The sequence below is a fragment of the Thiomicrorhabdus heinhorstiae genome, assembly GCF_013391765.2.
In the GTDB taxonomy this organism is placed as follows: Bacteria; Pseudomonadota; Gammaproteobacteria; order Thiomicrospirales; family Thiomicrospiraceae; genus Thiomicrorhabdus; species Thiomicrorhabdus heinhorstiae.
In genome coordinates, this window is record NZ_JACBGI020000024.1 from 24629 (window position 1) to 39892 (window position 15264).

Sequence of the window (15264 nt, forward strand, 5' to 3'; positions counted from 1 at the left end):
AAGCACGTTTGAAAGTTACTCACCTTTAAGCGCACTGCTAATTCCCGAGATCTTGCCGTTCAGGAACTGCAGCGTTGCTTGCTGCTGAATAGCGTTTTCCATAAACTTGGCTTTTTCCACATGCCCTTCCACCGTATTCCCGTCCAGCGACGGCTGTAAAGGCTGGCGGTATTTCAAAAACTGCGACGTTGTCAAACCTCCGTCAGTTTGCAAATGAGCGGAATTGGTTTTCATCAACGGCAGATCACCTTCATTATTATTTTTGGAACTTGCTTCTTGCAGGGCGGCACGAAAATCGATATCACGCGCTTTGTAATTAGGGGTATCCGCATTGGCGATATTATTCGCTAACACCTGAGCCCGTTGATTGCGGATCAACAGAGCTTGTTCATGAATACCGAAAATCGATTCCGCCATGCCTGCACATTCCTTGCGTTAAACTTTGAGAAGATAAAAGCAACCACAATGCCAAAAAGTGCAACCAGCATTAAAACGGCGCTAAATGAATGTATAGAAAAGCAAAAGCGGCAAACTTTAAGCTTCCGAAAAACCCTTCCGGAAAAAGTTGCCGCTTAGATGAGAGTGAAAAAACTAAATGTTGCAGTGGTGAAAAAAATTGAACGCCGACCGACAGATGGCCTAATGTTACCAAGGCGTCACTCGATCTCCGATTGAAATGACAATACCGCCGGATTCACTGACTTCCGCTATCGCCAGATCGTTCAAGACACGAGTCACTTTCAAGAACGCTCCAGGCTGAAGGTCGCTACCCAAATCCTTACCGGCATAGTTCACCGGACGATCCACTTTGTGATAGACGGCAAGTTCGTCACCAACTTCAATTCCTGAAGCCTGATTAAGATAGATGAAATATTCCTTGCCGCGAATTTCGGCAATCGAAGCCTGAAACGGTTTGCATTTAAGCGATTTTTCCGCATCTTGCGACGATGTCTCAAGCAGAGAAAGGAATCCTTTTCCGGTTAACGTCTGCCAGAAGGCTGCACTACCGAACGGGTGCTGCCGTCCAACAAGCACTTCACCGTTTAATTCAACCCCTTGCTCGAAGTGACGCTCGATTCTTGCCTGCAGTAAATCGACCAGGTAGGTATCCAATTTCAAAAAGCGTTGATTCGGCTCGACATTCACATTATAGAATCGCTTAACCCGGTTCCATGTCTCACTTGATGCATTGTCTGTGGACGCCGATCGCAAAACCGACAGCAACGCATATTGCGCTCCGCTCCGTTCATACAGATTGTTTAATAAATTGCGATCCAGATTCGGGGTGACGGCACGATTCGGAATCAGCTCCGAACTGCTCTGCGACAACTCGAGGTTACGGTAGCCTTGCGCTCTTAATTCATCCATCAAAGCCAAAGAGTAGCCTTGAACCACACCTCGAATATCGGAAACGGAAGCAACATCTTCCACTGCCAGAGGCGCTACCAGTAAACGTGCCTGATATGACTTGCCTCCGGTTCCACAGCCTTTCGCCGCTTCTCCCATGCAGACCAGTAAATGCACTTCATAGTTAAGCGGTTTCGGCTTTGGTTGACCGTAAATATCTTCCGAAGATTCAATTCCGGCTTGCAGCACGGTAAAATTTTCCACTTTTGAACTGGTTTCAAAACGTGCCCGATCATTTGTAATCTGCATCTGGTTCATCGTGGTTTGCGAACGGACTTGCAGCCCCTGACGCATACTTGCCGATTTCAAGGCATCGCGAATTGCCATTTTCTTGGCAAACCCTTCGCTAACACCCTGCATGGAAGCAACACCGGTAACTTCAAAACAGTTATCGCCCGGCAAGGATTCGTCGGCAATGACCAGATTTGCCGCCACAGTTAAAACCGTTCCGAAGATTGCCGTAACCATACTCGACGTTTTGCTCATATTCCCCTTCCCAATCCTACATTCTAACGGCCGGCACCGAGACATCCTTTTAAAGAATCTCTTCACCCCGGGCGACTCGATTCAAGCGCTCGACAATGATTTTTGCCAAATCATCGGCGTGCCATTTTGACAAAAATACGTTAGCCCCGACCTTTTCCGTCAATTTTTCATTAAAACCACCGCTCAATGACGAATTTAAGACGACGTAAAGTGATTTCAAACGATCGTCTTTGCGAATACTGGTGGTTAAGGTGTAGCCATCCATCTCCGGCATTTCAATATCGGAAATGACCATTAATAGTTTCTCGAAAACCTGCTCCTGAGCTTTTCTATCGGCCCACTGCTGTAGCCACTGCAACGCCATTTTACCGTTGCTGAGAATCTCGTAATCCACTCCGATCTTGTCAAAAATCGCCTTAAGCTGCGCCCTGGCGACCGAAGAATCGTCGGCAGCCAAAATAAAATATCCACGTGCGCTGGTTTCGACATGATGGTTACGTAAAAAGGTATCTGCGGCCGAATTCGACATACCGGAAACTTCAACCAGAACTTTTTCGACGTCGACGATCTCGACCAGTTGATTTTGCGCTCGGGTAATACCGGTCAAATAGTTGATGTTCTGCAGCGAGTCCGGTGGAGGCAAAATATCTTCCCACCGCAAATGTACGATACGATCGACGCTCTGTACCAAAAATCCCTGAATCGAACTATTGAACTCGGTAACGATGGTAAAACTGTCGGCATAGTTTTCCGGTGGGATTGCCGGATAATCCAGTGCCTTGGCCAAATCGATCATCGGCATGGTCTGACCGCGAATATCGGAAACACCGACAATTCTCGGATCGGCTTTGGGTACCGGTGAAATCTGCGGCGTGCGAATCACTTCACGAACTTTAAAGACGTTAATTCCAAACAACTGCTCTCCATGAATTCGGAACAGTAACAACTCCATCCGGTTCATTCCGGCCAGAGAGGTTCTCTGATCAACACCCTTAAGAAAATTTGACATACCTTCACCTTAAAAACTTTATCTCAGCGGCATCCGTACCAAAACCGGCTAAATTCATTTCCGGGTTCAGGCTCTCCGCAATTTAGAGTAACTATAACCTTGTTAAGTTAACGACTGCATCCGCATCTAACTTTAAAAAGAATCGCGTTATTGTTAGTATGCCAGTATGAAAAAAGCGATTCTTACTGTTCTCTTTACCCTTGCCTATAGCGTAGCTCTGCTCGTGAGTTTTGCGAGCTCGGCTTATTCATCCCCGCCGGCAGTACCGGAATACGAATCGGCAGAAGATCTCAATCGCCAGGCCTTGGAATACATTAAGCAAAAAATTGACCAAAAAATTCATCTGCCGAAAATCGAATTCCGAACACTGAGCGAGAATTTGAAACTTCCTAAATGCTCAGACGAACCGCAAATAAGCGACCGTAATCCTGACGTCTATGCCGGCCGCATGACACTCAGCCTGTCTTGCCAAAATCCGGCATGGAGAATATTCATTCCCGTGAAAGTGGAAGGTGATCTGCAAGTGGTGGTCGCCACTCAAGGAATCCTGAAAAATGCCGTTATAGAACAACAGGACGTTGCTTATCAATATCGACCTTTTAAAGAGGTTCCTCGCGACAGCAACGTCAGTCTGGAGCAAGCTATCGGCATGAGAGCCAAACAGAATATCGGGGCTGGCAAAATTTTGACACTGAACTACCTTTCCCCTCCATACTGGGTAAGAAAGAACCAGCCGATCACTTTAGTCTCCAACCTGAATGGCATAGAAGTTAAAGCTGCCGGCACGGCACTTGAAGATGGAGTAGAAAAAGAGACCGTTACCGTCAAAAATGCAGGATCAGGAAAACAATTAAAAGGCATAGTTATTGCTCCTAACACAGTATACATTCCGTAAAAGTAACATAACAACTTGATTTTAAAGACTTAAAGTCCGATTATAGTAGAAATGATTCGGCCGTATTTGCTTTAAACAGCGCTACACAGTTAATAAAAAATTTTTTGCACCCTAAAGATTTTTACTTTATGCCGATACAAACAAAGTAGCGAACACAAACAATGCTGTTAAAATGAATATCGTAATGTGAGGAAAATAAAATGGATGTTAACAATAATTTAAACAACTCAATAATGAGTACGCGACCGAGCGATCCTTCAGCCAAACCGCAAACAAATGCTGAAAGCGGTGTTGAAACACCTGTTGCCGGAGGAGAGGACAAAGTGACTCTAACAGGCGGTCTTGGTCAAGTAAAAGATTTGCAAGAGAAGGCCAGTGCGATGCCGATCGACAATGCACAGCGTATTTCGGAGCTTAAATCGGCAATCGCCGACGGTTCTTATCAGGTCAATGCGGAAAGTGTTGCCAGTAAGTTAATGCAAACCGAAACCATGATGTCAAAAGGTTAAGTTAGCTAAATGAGCTCGATGGATGAGTTTTTCAAGCAATCGCAAGCCCCCTCACTGCTTGTCGAATTGCACCATCTGTTGAGCGAATTTCACTCGACCTTGGAACAAGAAGCAGAAGCCATTCAAAAAAACCGCTCCGAACAAGTGCTGGCTGTAATCTCTCGGAAACAGCAGCAATCGGAGCAACTTAATCAAATCACTGAACAGATCAACAAACAGCTTTCTCCCCTTTCATTACAACTTTCCGATCTATTTTCATTACAGCATTTCGAGCGCTTGCCGGAAACACTTCAAGAATCGGTATTAGCGATACTACAATTAACGGAAGCCTGCCACAATCTCAATCAATCTAACGGAATGGCTATAAAATTGCTTAGCAATATCAATCAACATGCCATAGACTTGATATTCGGCAAGGACAAGGGAGTTGAACTCTACAGTCCGGAAGGCGTAACGAAAAGCGATACGACCCGAAAGTCGTTGGGGAAAGCTTGAGCAGATAGAAGGGCTCTCGATTACTCCCATCCAAATTCTAAGGCATCACCGCTCCAGATAACTTCTTAGATAAGGCAAAAACGTATGAAATCTGCGCTTCAAGATCAACGAAACTATTTTCGCATTGATGTCAGTCTCCCATGCAGCTATCGCATTCTCAGCCAAGAGGAAGCCCAGCAGCAACCTCTGGAGCAATTTGACGACGGAGAGCAGTTAAAAGCCTTTTTCGCACAGAATATACGCCAGATCGACCAGCAATTCGAGCATGCCGTCGGACAGATTCAAAGCCGCAGTACCATTGTTGCCGACGCTTTGAACGCCTTGAATATGAAATTGAATCTACTACTGGACTCAATCGACCAAAAACAACTCAGTGCCAGCCTGCCGATGAAAATGGTAAATCTAAGTGGCGGCGGAGTCGCAATGCAGATGAATGAAAATATCGGAATGAGCGACAAAATTGACCTGCTGCTCAAGCCGCTCGAAGACGAAGAACCGATCCTGGTTCGTTGCGACGTAATCAATATCCAGCCGGAAACTCATGGCGGATTTAAGGTCGCTCTAAGCTATCAGAATCTAAAAGAAGAAGATCGTCGAAAACTGATCTATTTCATTCAGTCCAAAGAGATCGAACTGGCTCAGCAACAGAGAGCTGCACAGCAGTAACGCTCAAGATTTTAAGACCTAGAAATGTCTATCTGAACGAAGACGACTTACCCGCAAATTTAATACAGTAAATCAATGATCACCCGGCGGTTTTTTTGCCGCCCTTCCTTCTGTGTAATTATCCACGCCAGACAAAGATCGACTCTCCAAGAACAGTAGTACTCACCGACGGTTCTCTTCGACGCTATAGCAAAACCATCCCAATGAATTTCGATAGCTTGAACGCAGGCAGAGAAGGGGCATAGCAAAAATAGTCATTTGATATTAAGAAGGGAAAGGATTAGATAAGATAATTCAGAAGAAAATGGCACATCGAGGAGAAAGGCATGAATACCAAAGAGAGAAGAATAAACGGTTCGAGCAGTTGATCTGGAGAGAATCAATCACCGCCCTTCAACCTGAAATCGAACCGTTAGCGAGAAAATACAAGCACCAAACCTTAAATGTGTGATTCATAGACATCATTTCAATATAATTGATGTTTATGAACAGAGAATTACAGCAACGATTAACTTGGGTAAAGCTTTACGAAGAGACTAAGGATGCTGGTTTTGTTTGCCGAAGATGTGGCATCTCAAGACCGACCCTTCGAAAGTGGTGGAAACGATATCAATCTGACGGTGTTGATGGGTTAAAAAGCCATAGTAAGCGGCCACATAGTTCCCCTAATCAAAAAATTTCATGCGCTTTAGAAGATTTGATACTTGATTTACGAAACACAAGAAATCTTGGTGCTAGACGCTTACAAAGTGAACTCTTTCGTTTGCATGACATTTCATTATCGATTGCTTCAGTTCATAAAGTTTTAACCAAACACAGTGTTCCACCCGTCAAAAAGTTCAGACGGAAAGCTGAATATATTCGATATGAAAGACCACTACCAGGCGATCGTATTCAAATGGATACCTGTAAATTAGGGCCTGGTTTATACCAATACACTTCTGTTGATGATTGCACCCGTTATAGGGTTCTCAGGGTTTATCAAAGACGAACCGCCGCTAACACCTTAGATTTTTTGGAGAGTGTGATAGAGGAAATGCCTTTTCCAATTCAACGAATTCAGACAGATCGAGGCAGAGAGTTTTTTGCTCAAAAAGTACAGAAAAAACTCATCAAGCTTGGCATCAAATTCAGGCCAAACAAACCTGGCTCTCCCCATTTAAATGGGAAGGTGGAACGATCACAAAAAACGGATAAAACCGAATTTTATGCCACTGTTGATATTGATTCTCCAGATCTTGACGAACAGTTAGCGGAATGGCAGCACTATTACAATTGGATGCGTCCACACAGTGCACATAAAGGGAAAACGCCAATGGAAAAATACTTCGAACTGAGTGATGAAACCCCATTCAGCGACGAAGTTATTCGTAATTATGATCCTTCGAATGAACGTATTAGGGAAGCGAATTACAAGTTAGATTTAGAGATCGCCAGATTGAAACGATCTCTGTGAATCACACACCTTAAAATATCCGGCACACCTTCTTATTGAAACAATCGGGACTATCCTTTTTACGGAAAAGAGTAACGACTGTTTTGACGTGTGATCTGTTCTGCCTGAAGCCTTTTACTCAGGGCATCGATCTTATTTTGCAATTGTTGAAGCTGAATCTGGTTCAATTCGGCTTGGCGCGTTTCACCACCATGCCCGTCCGCCAGTTGCTTCAACTTTGATGCCTGATAAGCCAGCTGTCTTTCAAGACTGGTCACTCGGCTACTGATACTGGCAGCCTGAACCGTTGCGGATGCGACCATTAAGATCGTCATCACAGTTATCACCTTTTTTTTCATACATTGCCTCAGTTATATATTTTTTCTTGTTTGATTATTTTGAGGACTTTGCGAAGTTTTAGAGGCTATTCATAAGAACTCACCTTATAAACCCGCTCGGCCTCTGAAGCGGCTAAACTACCGGAACGATAGACAAAAGCTTCTTCAAAAAAACGTTTATCGACATACACTTCCATAATGGTTTCGTAGTTCTGGTCAGCCATCGGAGTTACACTGACAACACGAGCTCCACGAACCAATGCATTGACGCGTGCTCTAAAACTGTCATTTTTTGCCGTTAGAGTAGCCACCGTTGTGGTACTGTCGATTTTGATCCCATACAACTGTTCTGCCAAAGAACGATAGGCATCCAGCTTCGAAGAACGAATCGCCAGCAAACGTCTCTGTCCTGTTGTGTAACCGGCATAAGTGTCTTCGGCTCCGTAGCCGATTCCAGTGATTTTGATCAGTTCCGGCTTACCGACTTCGGTCATCTTAACAACCGAACGCTGAGGCGCGATCTCAACACCTTGCGGCGCAACCATTCCTTGCTGTTGCAAGCCTGCAACCGTGCGCTGAGGAAGCATTACCACCGGCTCTCTGGCCGGATCGGAGACAACACTGATTGCATTCGGCCCCTCCGGCATTTTCGTTTCCGTCAAAGCACAACCTGTCAGCGCCATGCTAGCGAGCAACGAAAAAATCAATATTCGTTTCATAACTCTCTCCCTTGTCATCTGTAATTTAATTTCCATATCAGTGAATCTCCGAAAAAGCTTATGGATAAGAATCCATCACCTTGTCTTCATAAAATTTTGGCGGCTTCGGCCCCTTATACTGGTAAGTATCCTTATCTGCGGCTTGAGTATTGAGCGATTGCGTAAGCGCATTCATTCCTTTCTCAATCAGCAATAATCGGCGCTCTATTTCAATTAACCGCTTTAATTGCATATCGTTCCGGCTCTGTACACCATTATCCGTTACCGTCCGCTTACTCTGATCCACCATTATGGATAGGCGACGATTCTGGGCGTTTAATATGGCTTTAAGCGACTTTAATTCGGCTTGTATCGAACGATACTCTTCACTGTCAATTTTTGTATCGGCCTGTTTAGAACTCTCTTGAGCCTGCTTTTCGGACAAAAGGTCAACCGATATCTTTTCGGCGTTTTCTTTATCACTATTCATTTGCTCAAGCTGAACATAAATCTCATCAACCTTTTTATCGAGTCGCTGTAAAAAAGCGGAATTTTCCTCGACAGCCAAGGCTTGTTTAGCTATTGCCTGTTGAATCTGGCTTTCCTGATCATTTGAGGACGGATTAGCAAGTAACATCCATATGATACTGACTCCCATGGTCAGCAGTAGAATCAGTAGAACGACAATCGTACTCAGAAAAGCGAAAGCCGCTTTTTTGGAAATCACTTCATAGCGCTGTCCGTGAAGTGAACTATCCGATTGCTTATCTTTATTGAAGGAAGGTTGATTGTCGGATTGCACAAACTCTTTTAAACGATCGGATGAATCATCTGCAATTTTAGGTAAAGCATCCGACGAAAGATCCATTTTAGGTTCGGGTTCTTCGCTTAATGCTTCTTCGGGAGGAACGGCTATGCTCGCAGCAGGATCGGGGTTGTCGATAGCATTCGAAGGAGGCATCTTAATCTCCGGTTTACCGGAGTCGACAGGCGCGGCAGCTTTGACTTGCTCAGTCTCGGCCGGCGCAGCATTGTTTTGCGGCGCGGCCTGATCAGGCATCTCCTCGGTCGGTTCCTGCTGTTTGACCTCCTCCTGAGTCGGAGAAACCTTGTTGTCCTGGGACGCAGAGCCACTTTCTTTCCCGGTTTCCCGCGTATCGTCGGTTTTTTGACTGACTTCATCCAGCAATGCATCAATACTGTCTAGATCATTTGGATCAAGTTGTTTTGGATCATTCGCCACGAATCACACCTGTTTATCTAAGCCGTCTTAATTAATTGCAGAACGCTTATTTAGTGTGCTTGAGTGCCTTGCTCCATCAATGGCTTTACAACACCCCGATTCAACCAATAAGCTCCGGGCAGATATTGAAAACGACCTTTATCATCCAGCCAAACCCACCCTTCTTCCAGAGCGAAAGTTCGATTCTCGGCGGTTATCAAGGTTTTTGAAGTCGCTATTTCCACTGCCGTCTTCCCTAAAGCAGAAAACAGGCCATATTGATTCGACGAATTTGGATCCGACAGATTTTGCAGATAGTAAGACGGCAGCAACGCAAGCGTTTTCTGCCAATCGGACAAACTGCCGGAAAACAGGCCGGTAGAAGGCAATCTGGGCGGATACCAGATATGAGTACTGTGTTTCTGCTGGTAAAGCTCCAAAAACGGTTCGACTTGAATCGCTGTCTGTAAAGGGAGCAATGAAATAATTGCATCGAAGTCCTGACGAATTCTCGGAAAAGACTCCAGCGGTTGTCGAATGATTTTCCGCAGATAGCCGGCACGCTGCTGTGAAGCCTGAATTCCCAAACGCTCTTCTAGAAAATTGACACTGTCGGAACTCCACAGTTCTGATTCAAAAGACATCCCTGGATAAAGAATTTTCCAATTGGCGGTGAACTGTTGCAACATGGCTTGCGATGAGGCCGATTCATCTGACAGTACCAGCACCTTGCGATAATCCGCATTGCGCAGAACCGCAAACAACTGCAGCAAGCCACCCTTTTTACCAAACATCAAACTTCTTTCGTAAGAGGCCTGTTCACTGCCCGGTTCATTAAAATACAAGGTTGGAATATTGATGTCCAAAGCTTGCCACGAAGAGACCCACTGCTTGCTCAAAGGACCGAAGATAAAACTGGGTTGATAGTTTTTAAGCAGGCTCCACAAGGCCGTTGCAGATGAGAACTGATCGGTATCGAAAAAAATCAACTTTCCACTGTAACCGTAGGCTTGCAGATTACGTTCAATACTGGCTTTTAAAACTTTGGAAAGCGTGGAATACTGACCCGACAAGGGCAATAATACCGCGGTAACCGATCCGGAATCTTCCAACGGAAACTTAAAGGTTTTCTGAGATTGCGAATCGAACAAACCGGCCACGCCACGTCCAAGACGCTCCAAAAATCCTTTGACCCCTTGAATCCGTTGTTCAAATTCAGGAGACGCATCTCCGTCATTATCGATTTCTTCCAGCTGAAGGCGAGCCATTTGCACATCACCGTTTGCCTGAGCCTCTTCCGCGCGAAGAAGAGATATTTCCTGCTGAAGCTGCCGGCTCTGTTTTTCAAGCAAGTCCGGCGTCAAAGAAGAAGCACCATCCATATCATGCGAAAAATGATATTCCTGATAGCGGCTGTCAGAATCGGCAGAAATTGCCGGCAGGGACAACGCCGAAATTACTGCCGCAATGAACAGCAACGTAAAAAACCTGCTTTTATCTGTTTTCTCTTTGATTGCCAGCATCTTTCTTGACAGCTCGATTAGAAGGTCTAGTTCTCCGCCAACGACTTACTGACAATTTCGTAAACGTCTTTGGAAAGAGTATTACAGTCGGCGATGGTCTGTAATGCCTGTTTCATCATTACCTGGCGGGAAGCGTCGTAGCGCTTCCAATGTGTAAATGGTGCGACAATTCGCGCCGCAACTTGCGGGTTAATCGCATCCAGATTCAGTACCTGTTCGGCTAGGAATTGATAACCTGCACCATCGGATCTATGGAAACCTAGCAGGTTCAAACGCCCGAAAACGCCAAGAACACTGCGAACCCGGTTCGGGTTTTTCAAAGTAAAGTCTGCATGTACAATCAATTCTTTGACATGTTCCAAAGCGTGAATATGATGCGATGCTGCCTGTAAAGCAAACCACTTATCCAATACCAGTGCTTCATGACGCCACTGCTGGTAAAAATCTTGCAAGCGTTCTTCCCGCTGAGCAACATCCAGATGAGAAAGCGCATCCAAGGCTGCCAATACATCGGTCATATTACGTTTGGCATCGCATTGTTCAAGCACCAGTTCCAGTTGTTTGTCCAGAAGCGACAAATACGCCAGGCAGACATTCTTCAGTTTTCTTTGCGCGATATCCTCGCGAGCGTAGCGATAAGCTGCATCGCTGTTCAGGGCTTGATAACGCTTCACAAACAGAACTTCAAAACGCTCTGCCAACTGCTCTCTCAACCAGCGATGTGCCGAATAGATTGCATCAACGTCAACAATGTCATATTGCTCTCCGATATAGGTCATATCCGGCAAGTTAATTGCCAAGGCGATTAAAGCCGGATCGGCCTCTTCATCCGCAAGGATTTTCTCGAATGCGGAAAAATAAGCCTCCGAAACCTGTAATTTTTGTTGCTGCTGCAGACGAGAGACATTCTGTTTGATCTCGTTCAACGACAAAGTCTGCATCGATTCCCAACGCACAAAACTGTCATCATCATTCGCCGCCAAGCAGGCCAATTCTTCCTGGGAATAATCGTAAGCCAATTTCACCGGCGCCGAGAAACCTCTCAGCCAGGATGGTACCGGTCGAGAAGTAAGCCCGGTGAATTCAAAACTCTGCTGCTGCTGTTCGACAATCAGGATCGCTTCATTTCCATTAATACGGACTTTATCTCTGCAAGCCGCTGCAGGCTTGATCTGCATCGGTTTACCGTCGCTATCAAACAGCGCCATTTTTAACGGAATCAGTAGCGGCTGAAAATCCTCTGCAGATATTTTTCTTAAGGACTGTTTGATCTCAATCCGGTATTGCTGTGTCAGAGAATCATAATCGACAACAATCTCTAACCTCGGAGTTCCGGCCTGCAAATACCAGGCTTTCATCTGTTGCAGATCAACCTTGTTGGCATCTGCCATCGCATTACGGAAACAATCGACCGTTACGGCCTGACCGTCGTGGCGCTGAAAGTAGAGATCCATACCTTGTCTGAATCCTTCTTCACCCAGTAAGGTATGGTAAAGACGAACGACCTCGGCCCCTTTCTCATATACCGTCATGGTGTAGAAGTTATTCATTTCGATATACGACTGAGGCTGGATCGGGTGCGCCATAGGACCGGCATCTTCCGGAAACTGATTGGTTCTGAGGCGCTTAACGTCCTCGATGCGCTTGACAGCAGGCGACAGCATATCGGAAGTGAACTCCTGATCACGGAAAACCGTCAGTCCTTCTTTCAAAGTCAGCTGGAACCAGTCTCGGCAAGTTACACGGTTACCGGTCCAGTTATGGAAATATTCGTGACCGATTACCGACTCAATTCCTTCATAATCGATATCGGTTGCCGTTTCCGGCTTGGCAAGAACGAATTTCGAGTTAAAAACATTAAGACCTTTATTTTCCATCGCTCCCATATTGAAATCGTCTACCGCAACGATCATATAGATATCCAGATCGTAAATCAGGCCGAAACGCTCTTCGTCCCATTTCATCGAACGCTTCAAAGACTCCATAGCGTGTTCGCACTGGTCGATGTTTTTCGGTTCAACGTAAATTCTCAAGGTAACCGAACGCTGATCACGAGTAATAAATTCGTCTTCGATATGCTCCAGATTTCCTGCCACTAAAGCGAACAGATAGCATGGTTTTTTGAACGGATCGTGCCAAACGGCGAAGTGTCGACCATCCTCAAGGCTGCCGGAATCAATCAAATTGCCATTCGACAGCAACACCTTGTTGTCCTTTTCGTCGGCAATAATTTTGGTCGTGAAATAACTCAGGACATCCGGACGATCCGGATAATAAGTGATCTTTCTGAAACCTTCCGCTTCACACTGCGTACAGTAATTGCCGCTGGTACGATACAGGCCTTCCAAAGCCGTATTTCCTTGCGGATCGATAAGTGTCTCAATCTCCAGTGTGAATTCTGTTCCTTGAACCGGAACATCCAAGGCCGTCTCACTCACGGAGCACTGTTCGGTAATCGTTTTTCCATCCAACACAACCGAAATGAGAGACAAATTTTCGCCATCCAGTCTGATGCTCTCGACCGATTCCACAAGGATAACCCGCATGGTATTTTTTACTCGGGTTCGATTCGGTTCCAGTTCAAATTGCAGATCCACCTTGGCAATTTCAAATTTCGGAGCCTGGTAATCTTTTAAATAGTTAACCTTCGGAGACTGGTTCAACATAATATTCCCTTAAAAAAATAATCCAATAAAAAAGCCTTTCTGCCACAAGGCAAAAAGGCTTTTTACCGCATCTAAAATTTAGATGATTTGAAGATAGTTCAACTGGTACGGATGACTTGTCTTAGTAAACGAATTCCGCACGACGGTTTTCTGCCCATGCGGCTTCATTATGAGCGTCATTAACCGGCTTATCTTCACCAAAACTAATCAGGGTGATGCGCTCAGGCGCAACGCCTTCTTTAACCAACGCATCTTTGACAGCCAATGCACGACGTTCACCTAAAGCCAGGTTATACTCGCGTGTACCACGCTCGTCACAGTTCCCTTCGATGGTCACTTTTGCACCTGGCTCCAAGGCCATATAACGGGCATTATTCTTAACAATATAATATTCTTCCGGATAGATGACAGAACGGTCAAAGTCAAAGTGGATCACTTTGCCGCGAATCTCAGCCAGTAACTTCGCTTTTTCCGCTTCTACCGCACTCATCGCGCCGGCATCATCACCTGCACCGCTTCCAGCACCCATAGCACCGGTATCAGATCCATCTTTAGATCTCAAAGCCAATTCCGATCCGTCCTGATACTCTTTATCAACAAGACGAGGGTCGTTCGGATCGTTGTAGGCGTATTTATCTACGTCCCAAATTCCATCAAATAATGAACTACAACCAGATAACGTAATCCCCATCAAACCGACAAGCAATAAGTTCTTAATAGTGTTTAAAGACATATCCAATCCCTGCGCTAAAATTACAGATAGAGATAATATACCGTAATCACGCAAAAAAAGTAGTGCCATCTGGAAAAATTGCCTTTGAAAAGTACAAAATGCACTTTAAGAGGTGAAATTCGCTACAAGCCTGTAGAAATACAGTAATGAAAAGAGAGAGGTATAAAAGGAGAATTAAAAGACCCCAGCATTAAGCTGGGGAAGCGGGCTACATTATGAAAAACGTTACATTCAACGAATTCATGGCGTTATTTAATCACGCTGTCGCCCTGCTTTTATTGATTAGGATCAATTTAAAATCGAAAGAAATCTATATTTACGCTTTTTGCTTTTTTTCGTCACGATCAACAATAATTCCAGCCAATGCCATCAATGCATCGCGATCCATAATCTGGACTTCTTTCTTTTTCCACGAAGCGATACCGTCAGAATGCATTTTGGCAAGAATTCTCGAAACCGTTTCCGGAGTAAGCCCTAAATAAAGCGCCACATCACGGTGCAAAATCGCCAGTCGGAAAGAATCGTAAACATACCCTCTTTCCCGATAGCGCTCCGACATGCCGAAAATAAATTGTGCCATACGCTGATCGGCACTCTTTTTCATCAGCAGATCGGTATGCAAACGGCTTTCATTTGCTTCTTTGCTCATAACCTTCAAAATCTGGTTATGCAGATTGGGTACTTGTAGAGACAGATCGTTCAGTTGATCAAACGGCAAGCTACAAATACTCAGTGAATCCAAGGCGGATGCACTGAATTGATGGGTTTTATTTTCAACACCATCCATTCCCAGAACATCGCCGGGAAGATAGAAACCATGAATGACTTCCTCTCCGCTATCGGTGATCTCGTATAACTTAACGACCCCGGCGCGAATTGCAAAAAGAGACTGAAATTTGTCTCCGACTTGATAAAGATGCTGACCTTTTTTCAGAGCGGGTTTGCGATCAACGATCATATCCAGCCGATCGACGTCCGATTTCACCAGCCCTGTCGGAAAACAAATCTTCTGTAATCCGCAGTTACCACATCCTATATGAAACGCTGTTTTAATATCCGCCATAATGCAACCCCATGCCCATACATTGTTTTATTTAATTTTTTACCCATTCTAACACTTAGTGATATTTTGAGACCTTTAAGCTCATTGATTTTTTTTATTCTTAAATTAGCCTTAAGGGC

At 45.0% G+C, this 15264-nt stretch carries 15 protein-coding genes; 5 read left to right on the forward strand and 10 right to left on the reverse strand.

The features are described 5' to 3' along the window. Positions 1 to 15: 15 nt before the first annotated feature. From flgB to H8792_RS10080, 3 genes are all read right to left on the reverse strand, one after another. Positions 16 to 417 carry a flagellar basal body rod protein FlgB gene (flgB, locus tag H8792_RS10070; RefSeq protein WP_185978832.1) on the reverse strand — a complete coding sequence of 134 codons (402 nt, stop codon included), beginning with the start codon at positions 415 to 417 and terminating at the stop codon, positions 16 to 18. A gap of 228 nt (positions 418 to 645) precedes the next feature. Then, positions 646 to 1893 carry a flagellar assembly protein T N-terminal domain-containing protein gene (locus H8792_RS10075; RefSeq protein ID WP_185978833.1) on the reverse strand — a complete coding sequence of 416 codons (1248 nt, stop codon included), beginning with the start codon at positions 1891 to 1893 and terminating at the stop codon, positions 646 to 648. A gap of 49 nt (positions 1894 to 1942) precedes the next feature. Then, positions 1943 to 2902: a chemotaxis protein gene (locus H8792_RS10080; RefSeq protein ID WP_185978834.1), complete on the reverse strand. Its 960-nt coding sequence runs from the start codon at positions 2900 to 2902 to the stop codon at positions 1943 to 1945. A gap of 166 nt (positions 2903 to 3068) precedes the next feature. On the opposite strand from H8792_RS10080, the gene flgA reads away from it, so the two are divergent. From flgA to H8792_RS10105, 5 genes are all read left to right on the forward strand, one after another. Beyond that, complete coding sequence (flgA, locus tag H8792_RS10085; protein WP_185978835.1) at positions 3069 to 3797, forward strand: flagellar basal body P-ring formation chaperone FlgA; 729 nt, start codon at positions 3069 to 3071, stop codon at positions 3795 to 3797. Positions 3798 to 3997: 200 nt separating this feature from the next. Then, positions 3998 to 4306 (forward strand): flagellar biosynthesis anti-sigma factor FlgM, encoded by a 309-nt coding sequence (flgM, locus tag H8792_RS10090; protein WP_185978836.1) that lies wholly within the window; start codon positions 3998 to 4000, stop codon positions 4304 to 4306. 18 nt (positions 4307 to 4324) lie between these two features. Beyond that, positions 4325 to 4801: a flagella synthesis protein FlgN gene (locus H8792_RS10095; RefSeq protein ID WP_185978837.1), complete on the forward strand. Its 477-nt coding sequence runs from the start codon at positions 4325 to 4327 to the stop codon at positions 4799 to 4801. A gap of 84 nt (positions 4802 to 4885) precedes the next feature. After that, positions 4886 to 5467, forward strand: coding sequence for a PilZ domain-containing protein (locus H8792_RS10100; RefSeq protein ID WP_185978838.1), 582 nt, complete (start codon positions 4886 to 4888; stop codon positions 5465 to 5467). A 484-nt stretch (positions 5468 to 5951) separates the two neighbouring features. Further along, positions 5952 to 6923, forward strand: coding sequence for an IS481 family transposase (locus tag H8792_RS10105; protein WP_185978839.1), 972 nt, complete (start codon positions 5952 to 5954; stop codon positions 6921 to 6923). A 59-nt stretch (positions 6924 to 6982) separates the two neighbouring features. On the opposite strand, the gene H8792_RS10110 is transcribed toward H8792_RS10105, so the two are convergent. The 7 genes from H8792_RS10110 to fnr form a co-directional block, all read right to left on the reverse strand. Further along, positions 6983 to 7240, reverse strand: a complete 258-nt coding sequence (locus H8792_RS10110; RefSeq protein ID WP_185978840.1) for a hypothetical protein — start codon at positions 7238 to 7240, stop codon at positions 6983 to 6985. A gap of 86 nt (positions 7241 to 7326) precedes the next feature. Then, entirely contained in the window at positions 7327 to 7959 is a 633-nt protein-coding gene (locus H8792_RS10115; RefSeq protein WP_228767075.1) for an LPP20 family lipoprotein, read from the reverse strand. A 58-nt stretch (positions 7960 to 8017) separates the two neighbouring features. Further along, positions 8018 to 9181, reverse strand: a complete 1164-nt coding sequence (locus tag H8792_RS10120) for a prolipoprotein diacylglyceryl transferase (protein ID WP_185978841.1) — start codon at positions 9179 to 9181, stop codon at positions 8018 to 8020. A 50-nt stretch (positions 9182 to 9231) separates the two neighbouring features. Beyond that, positions 9232 to 10638 carry a penicillin-binding protein activator gene (locus H8792_RS10125; protein ID WP_194947662.1) on the reverse strand — a complete coding sequence of 469 codons (1407 nt, stop codon included), beginning with the start codon at positions 10636 to 10638 and terminating at the stop codon, positions 9232 to 9234. Between the two features lie 71 nt (positions 10639 to 10709). Continuing rightward, positions 10710 to 13349, reverse strand: coding sequence for an aminopeptidase N (pepN, locus tag H8792_RS10130; protein ID WP_185978843.1), 2640 nt, complete (start codon positions 13347 to 13349; stop codon positions 10710 to 10712). A gap of 121 nt (positions 13350 to 13470) precedes the next feature. Next, positions 13471 to 14151 (reverse strand): peptidoglycan-associated lipoprotein Pal, encoded by a 681-nt coding sequence (gene pal / locus H8792_RS10135; RefSeq protein WP_228767076.1) that lies wholly within the window; start codon positions 14149 to 14151, stop codon positions 13471 to 13473. Between the two features lie 247 nt (positions 14152 to 14398). Beyond that, on the reverse strand, positions 14399 to 15145 hold the full coding sequence (fnr, locus tag H8792_RS10140; RefSeq protein ID WP_185978844.1) for a fumarate/nitrate reduction transcriptional regulator Fnr: 747 nt from the start codon (positions 15143 to 15145) through the stop codon (positions 14399 to 14401). Positions 15146 to 15264 lie beyond the last annotated feature (119 nt).

What these genes read in the sequence shown, in the direction of transcription:
- flgB (WP_185978832.1), bottom strand. Translation starts at nt 417, where the DNA reads ATGGCGGAATCGATTTTCGGTATTCATGAACAAGCTCTGTTGATCCGC.
- flgM (WP_185978836.1), top strand. Translation starts at nt 3,998, where the DNA reads ATGGATGTTAACAATAATTTAAACAACTCAATAATGAGTACGCGACCG.
- H8792_RS10080 (WP_185978834.1), bottom strand. Translation starts at nt 2,902, where the DNA reads ATGTCAAATTTTCTTAAGGGTGTTGATCAGAGAACCTCTCTGGCCGGA.
- H8792_RS10095 (WP_185978837.1), top strand. Translation starts at nt 4,325, where the DNA reads ATGGATGAGTTTTTCAAGCAATCGCAAGCCCCCTCACTGCTTGTCGAA.
- pepN (WP_185978843.1), bottom strand. Translation starts at nt 13,349, where the DNA reads ATGTTGAACCAGTCTCCGAAGGTTAACTATTTAAAAGATTACCAGGCT.
- pal (WP_228767076.1), bottom strand. Translation starts at nt 14,151, where the DNA reads ATGGCACTACTTTTTTTGCGTGATTACGGTATATTATCTCTATCTGTA.
- H8792_RS10075 (WP_185978833.1), bottom strand. Translation starts at nt 1,893, where the DNA reads ATGAGCAAAACGTCGAGTATGGTTACGGCAATCTTCGGAACGGTTTTA.
- H8792_RS10100 (WP_185978838.1), top strand. Translation starts at nt 4,886, where the DNA reads ATGAAATCTGCGCTTCAAGATCAACGAAACTATTTTCGCATTGATGTC.
- H8792_RS10105 (WP_185978839.1), top strand. Translation starts at nt 5,952, where the DNA reads ATGAACAGAGAATTACAGCAACGATTAACTTGGGTAAAGCTTTACGAA.
- fnr (WP_185978844.1), bottom strand. Translation starts at nt 15,145, where the DNA reads ATGGCGGATATTAAAACAGCGTTTCATATAGGATGTGGTAACTGCGGA.
- H8792_RS10115 (WP_228767075.1), bottom strand. Translation starts at nt 7,959, where the DNA reads ATGAAACGAATATTGATTTTTTCGTTGCTCGCTAGCATGGCGCTGACA.
- flgA (WP_185978835.1), top strand. Translation starts at nt 3,069, where the DNA reads ATGAAAAAAGCGATTCTTACTGTTCTCTTTACCCTTGCCTATAGCGTA.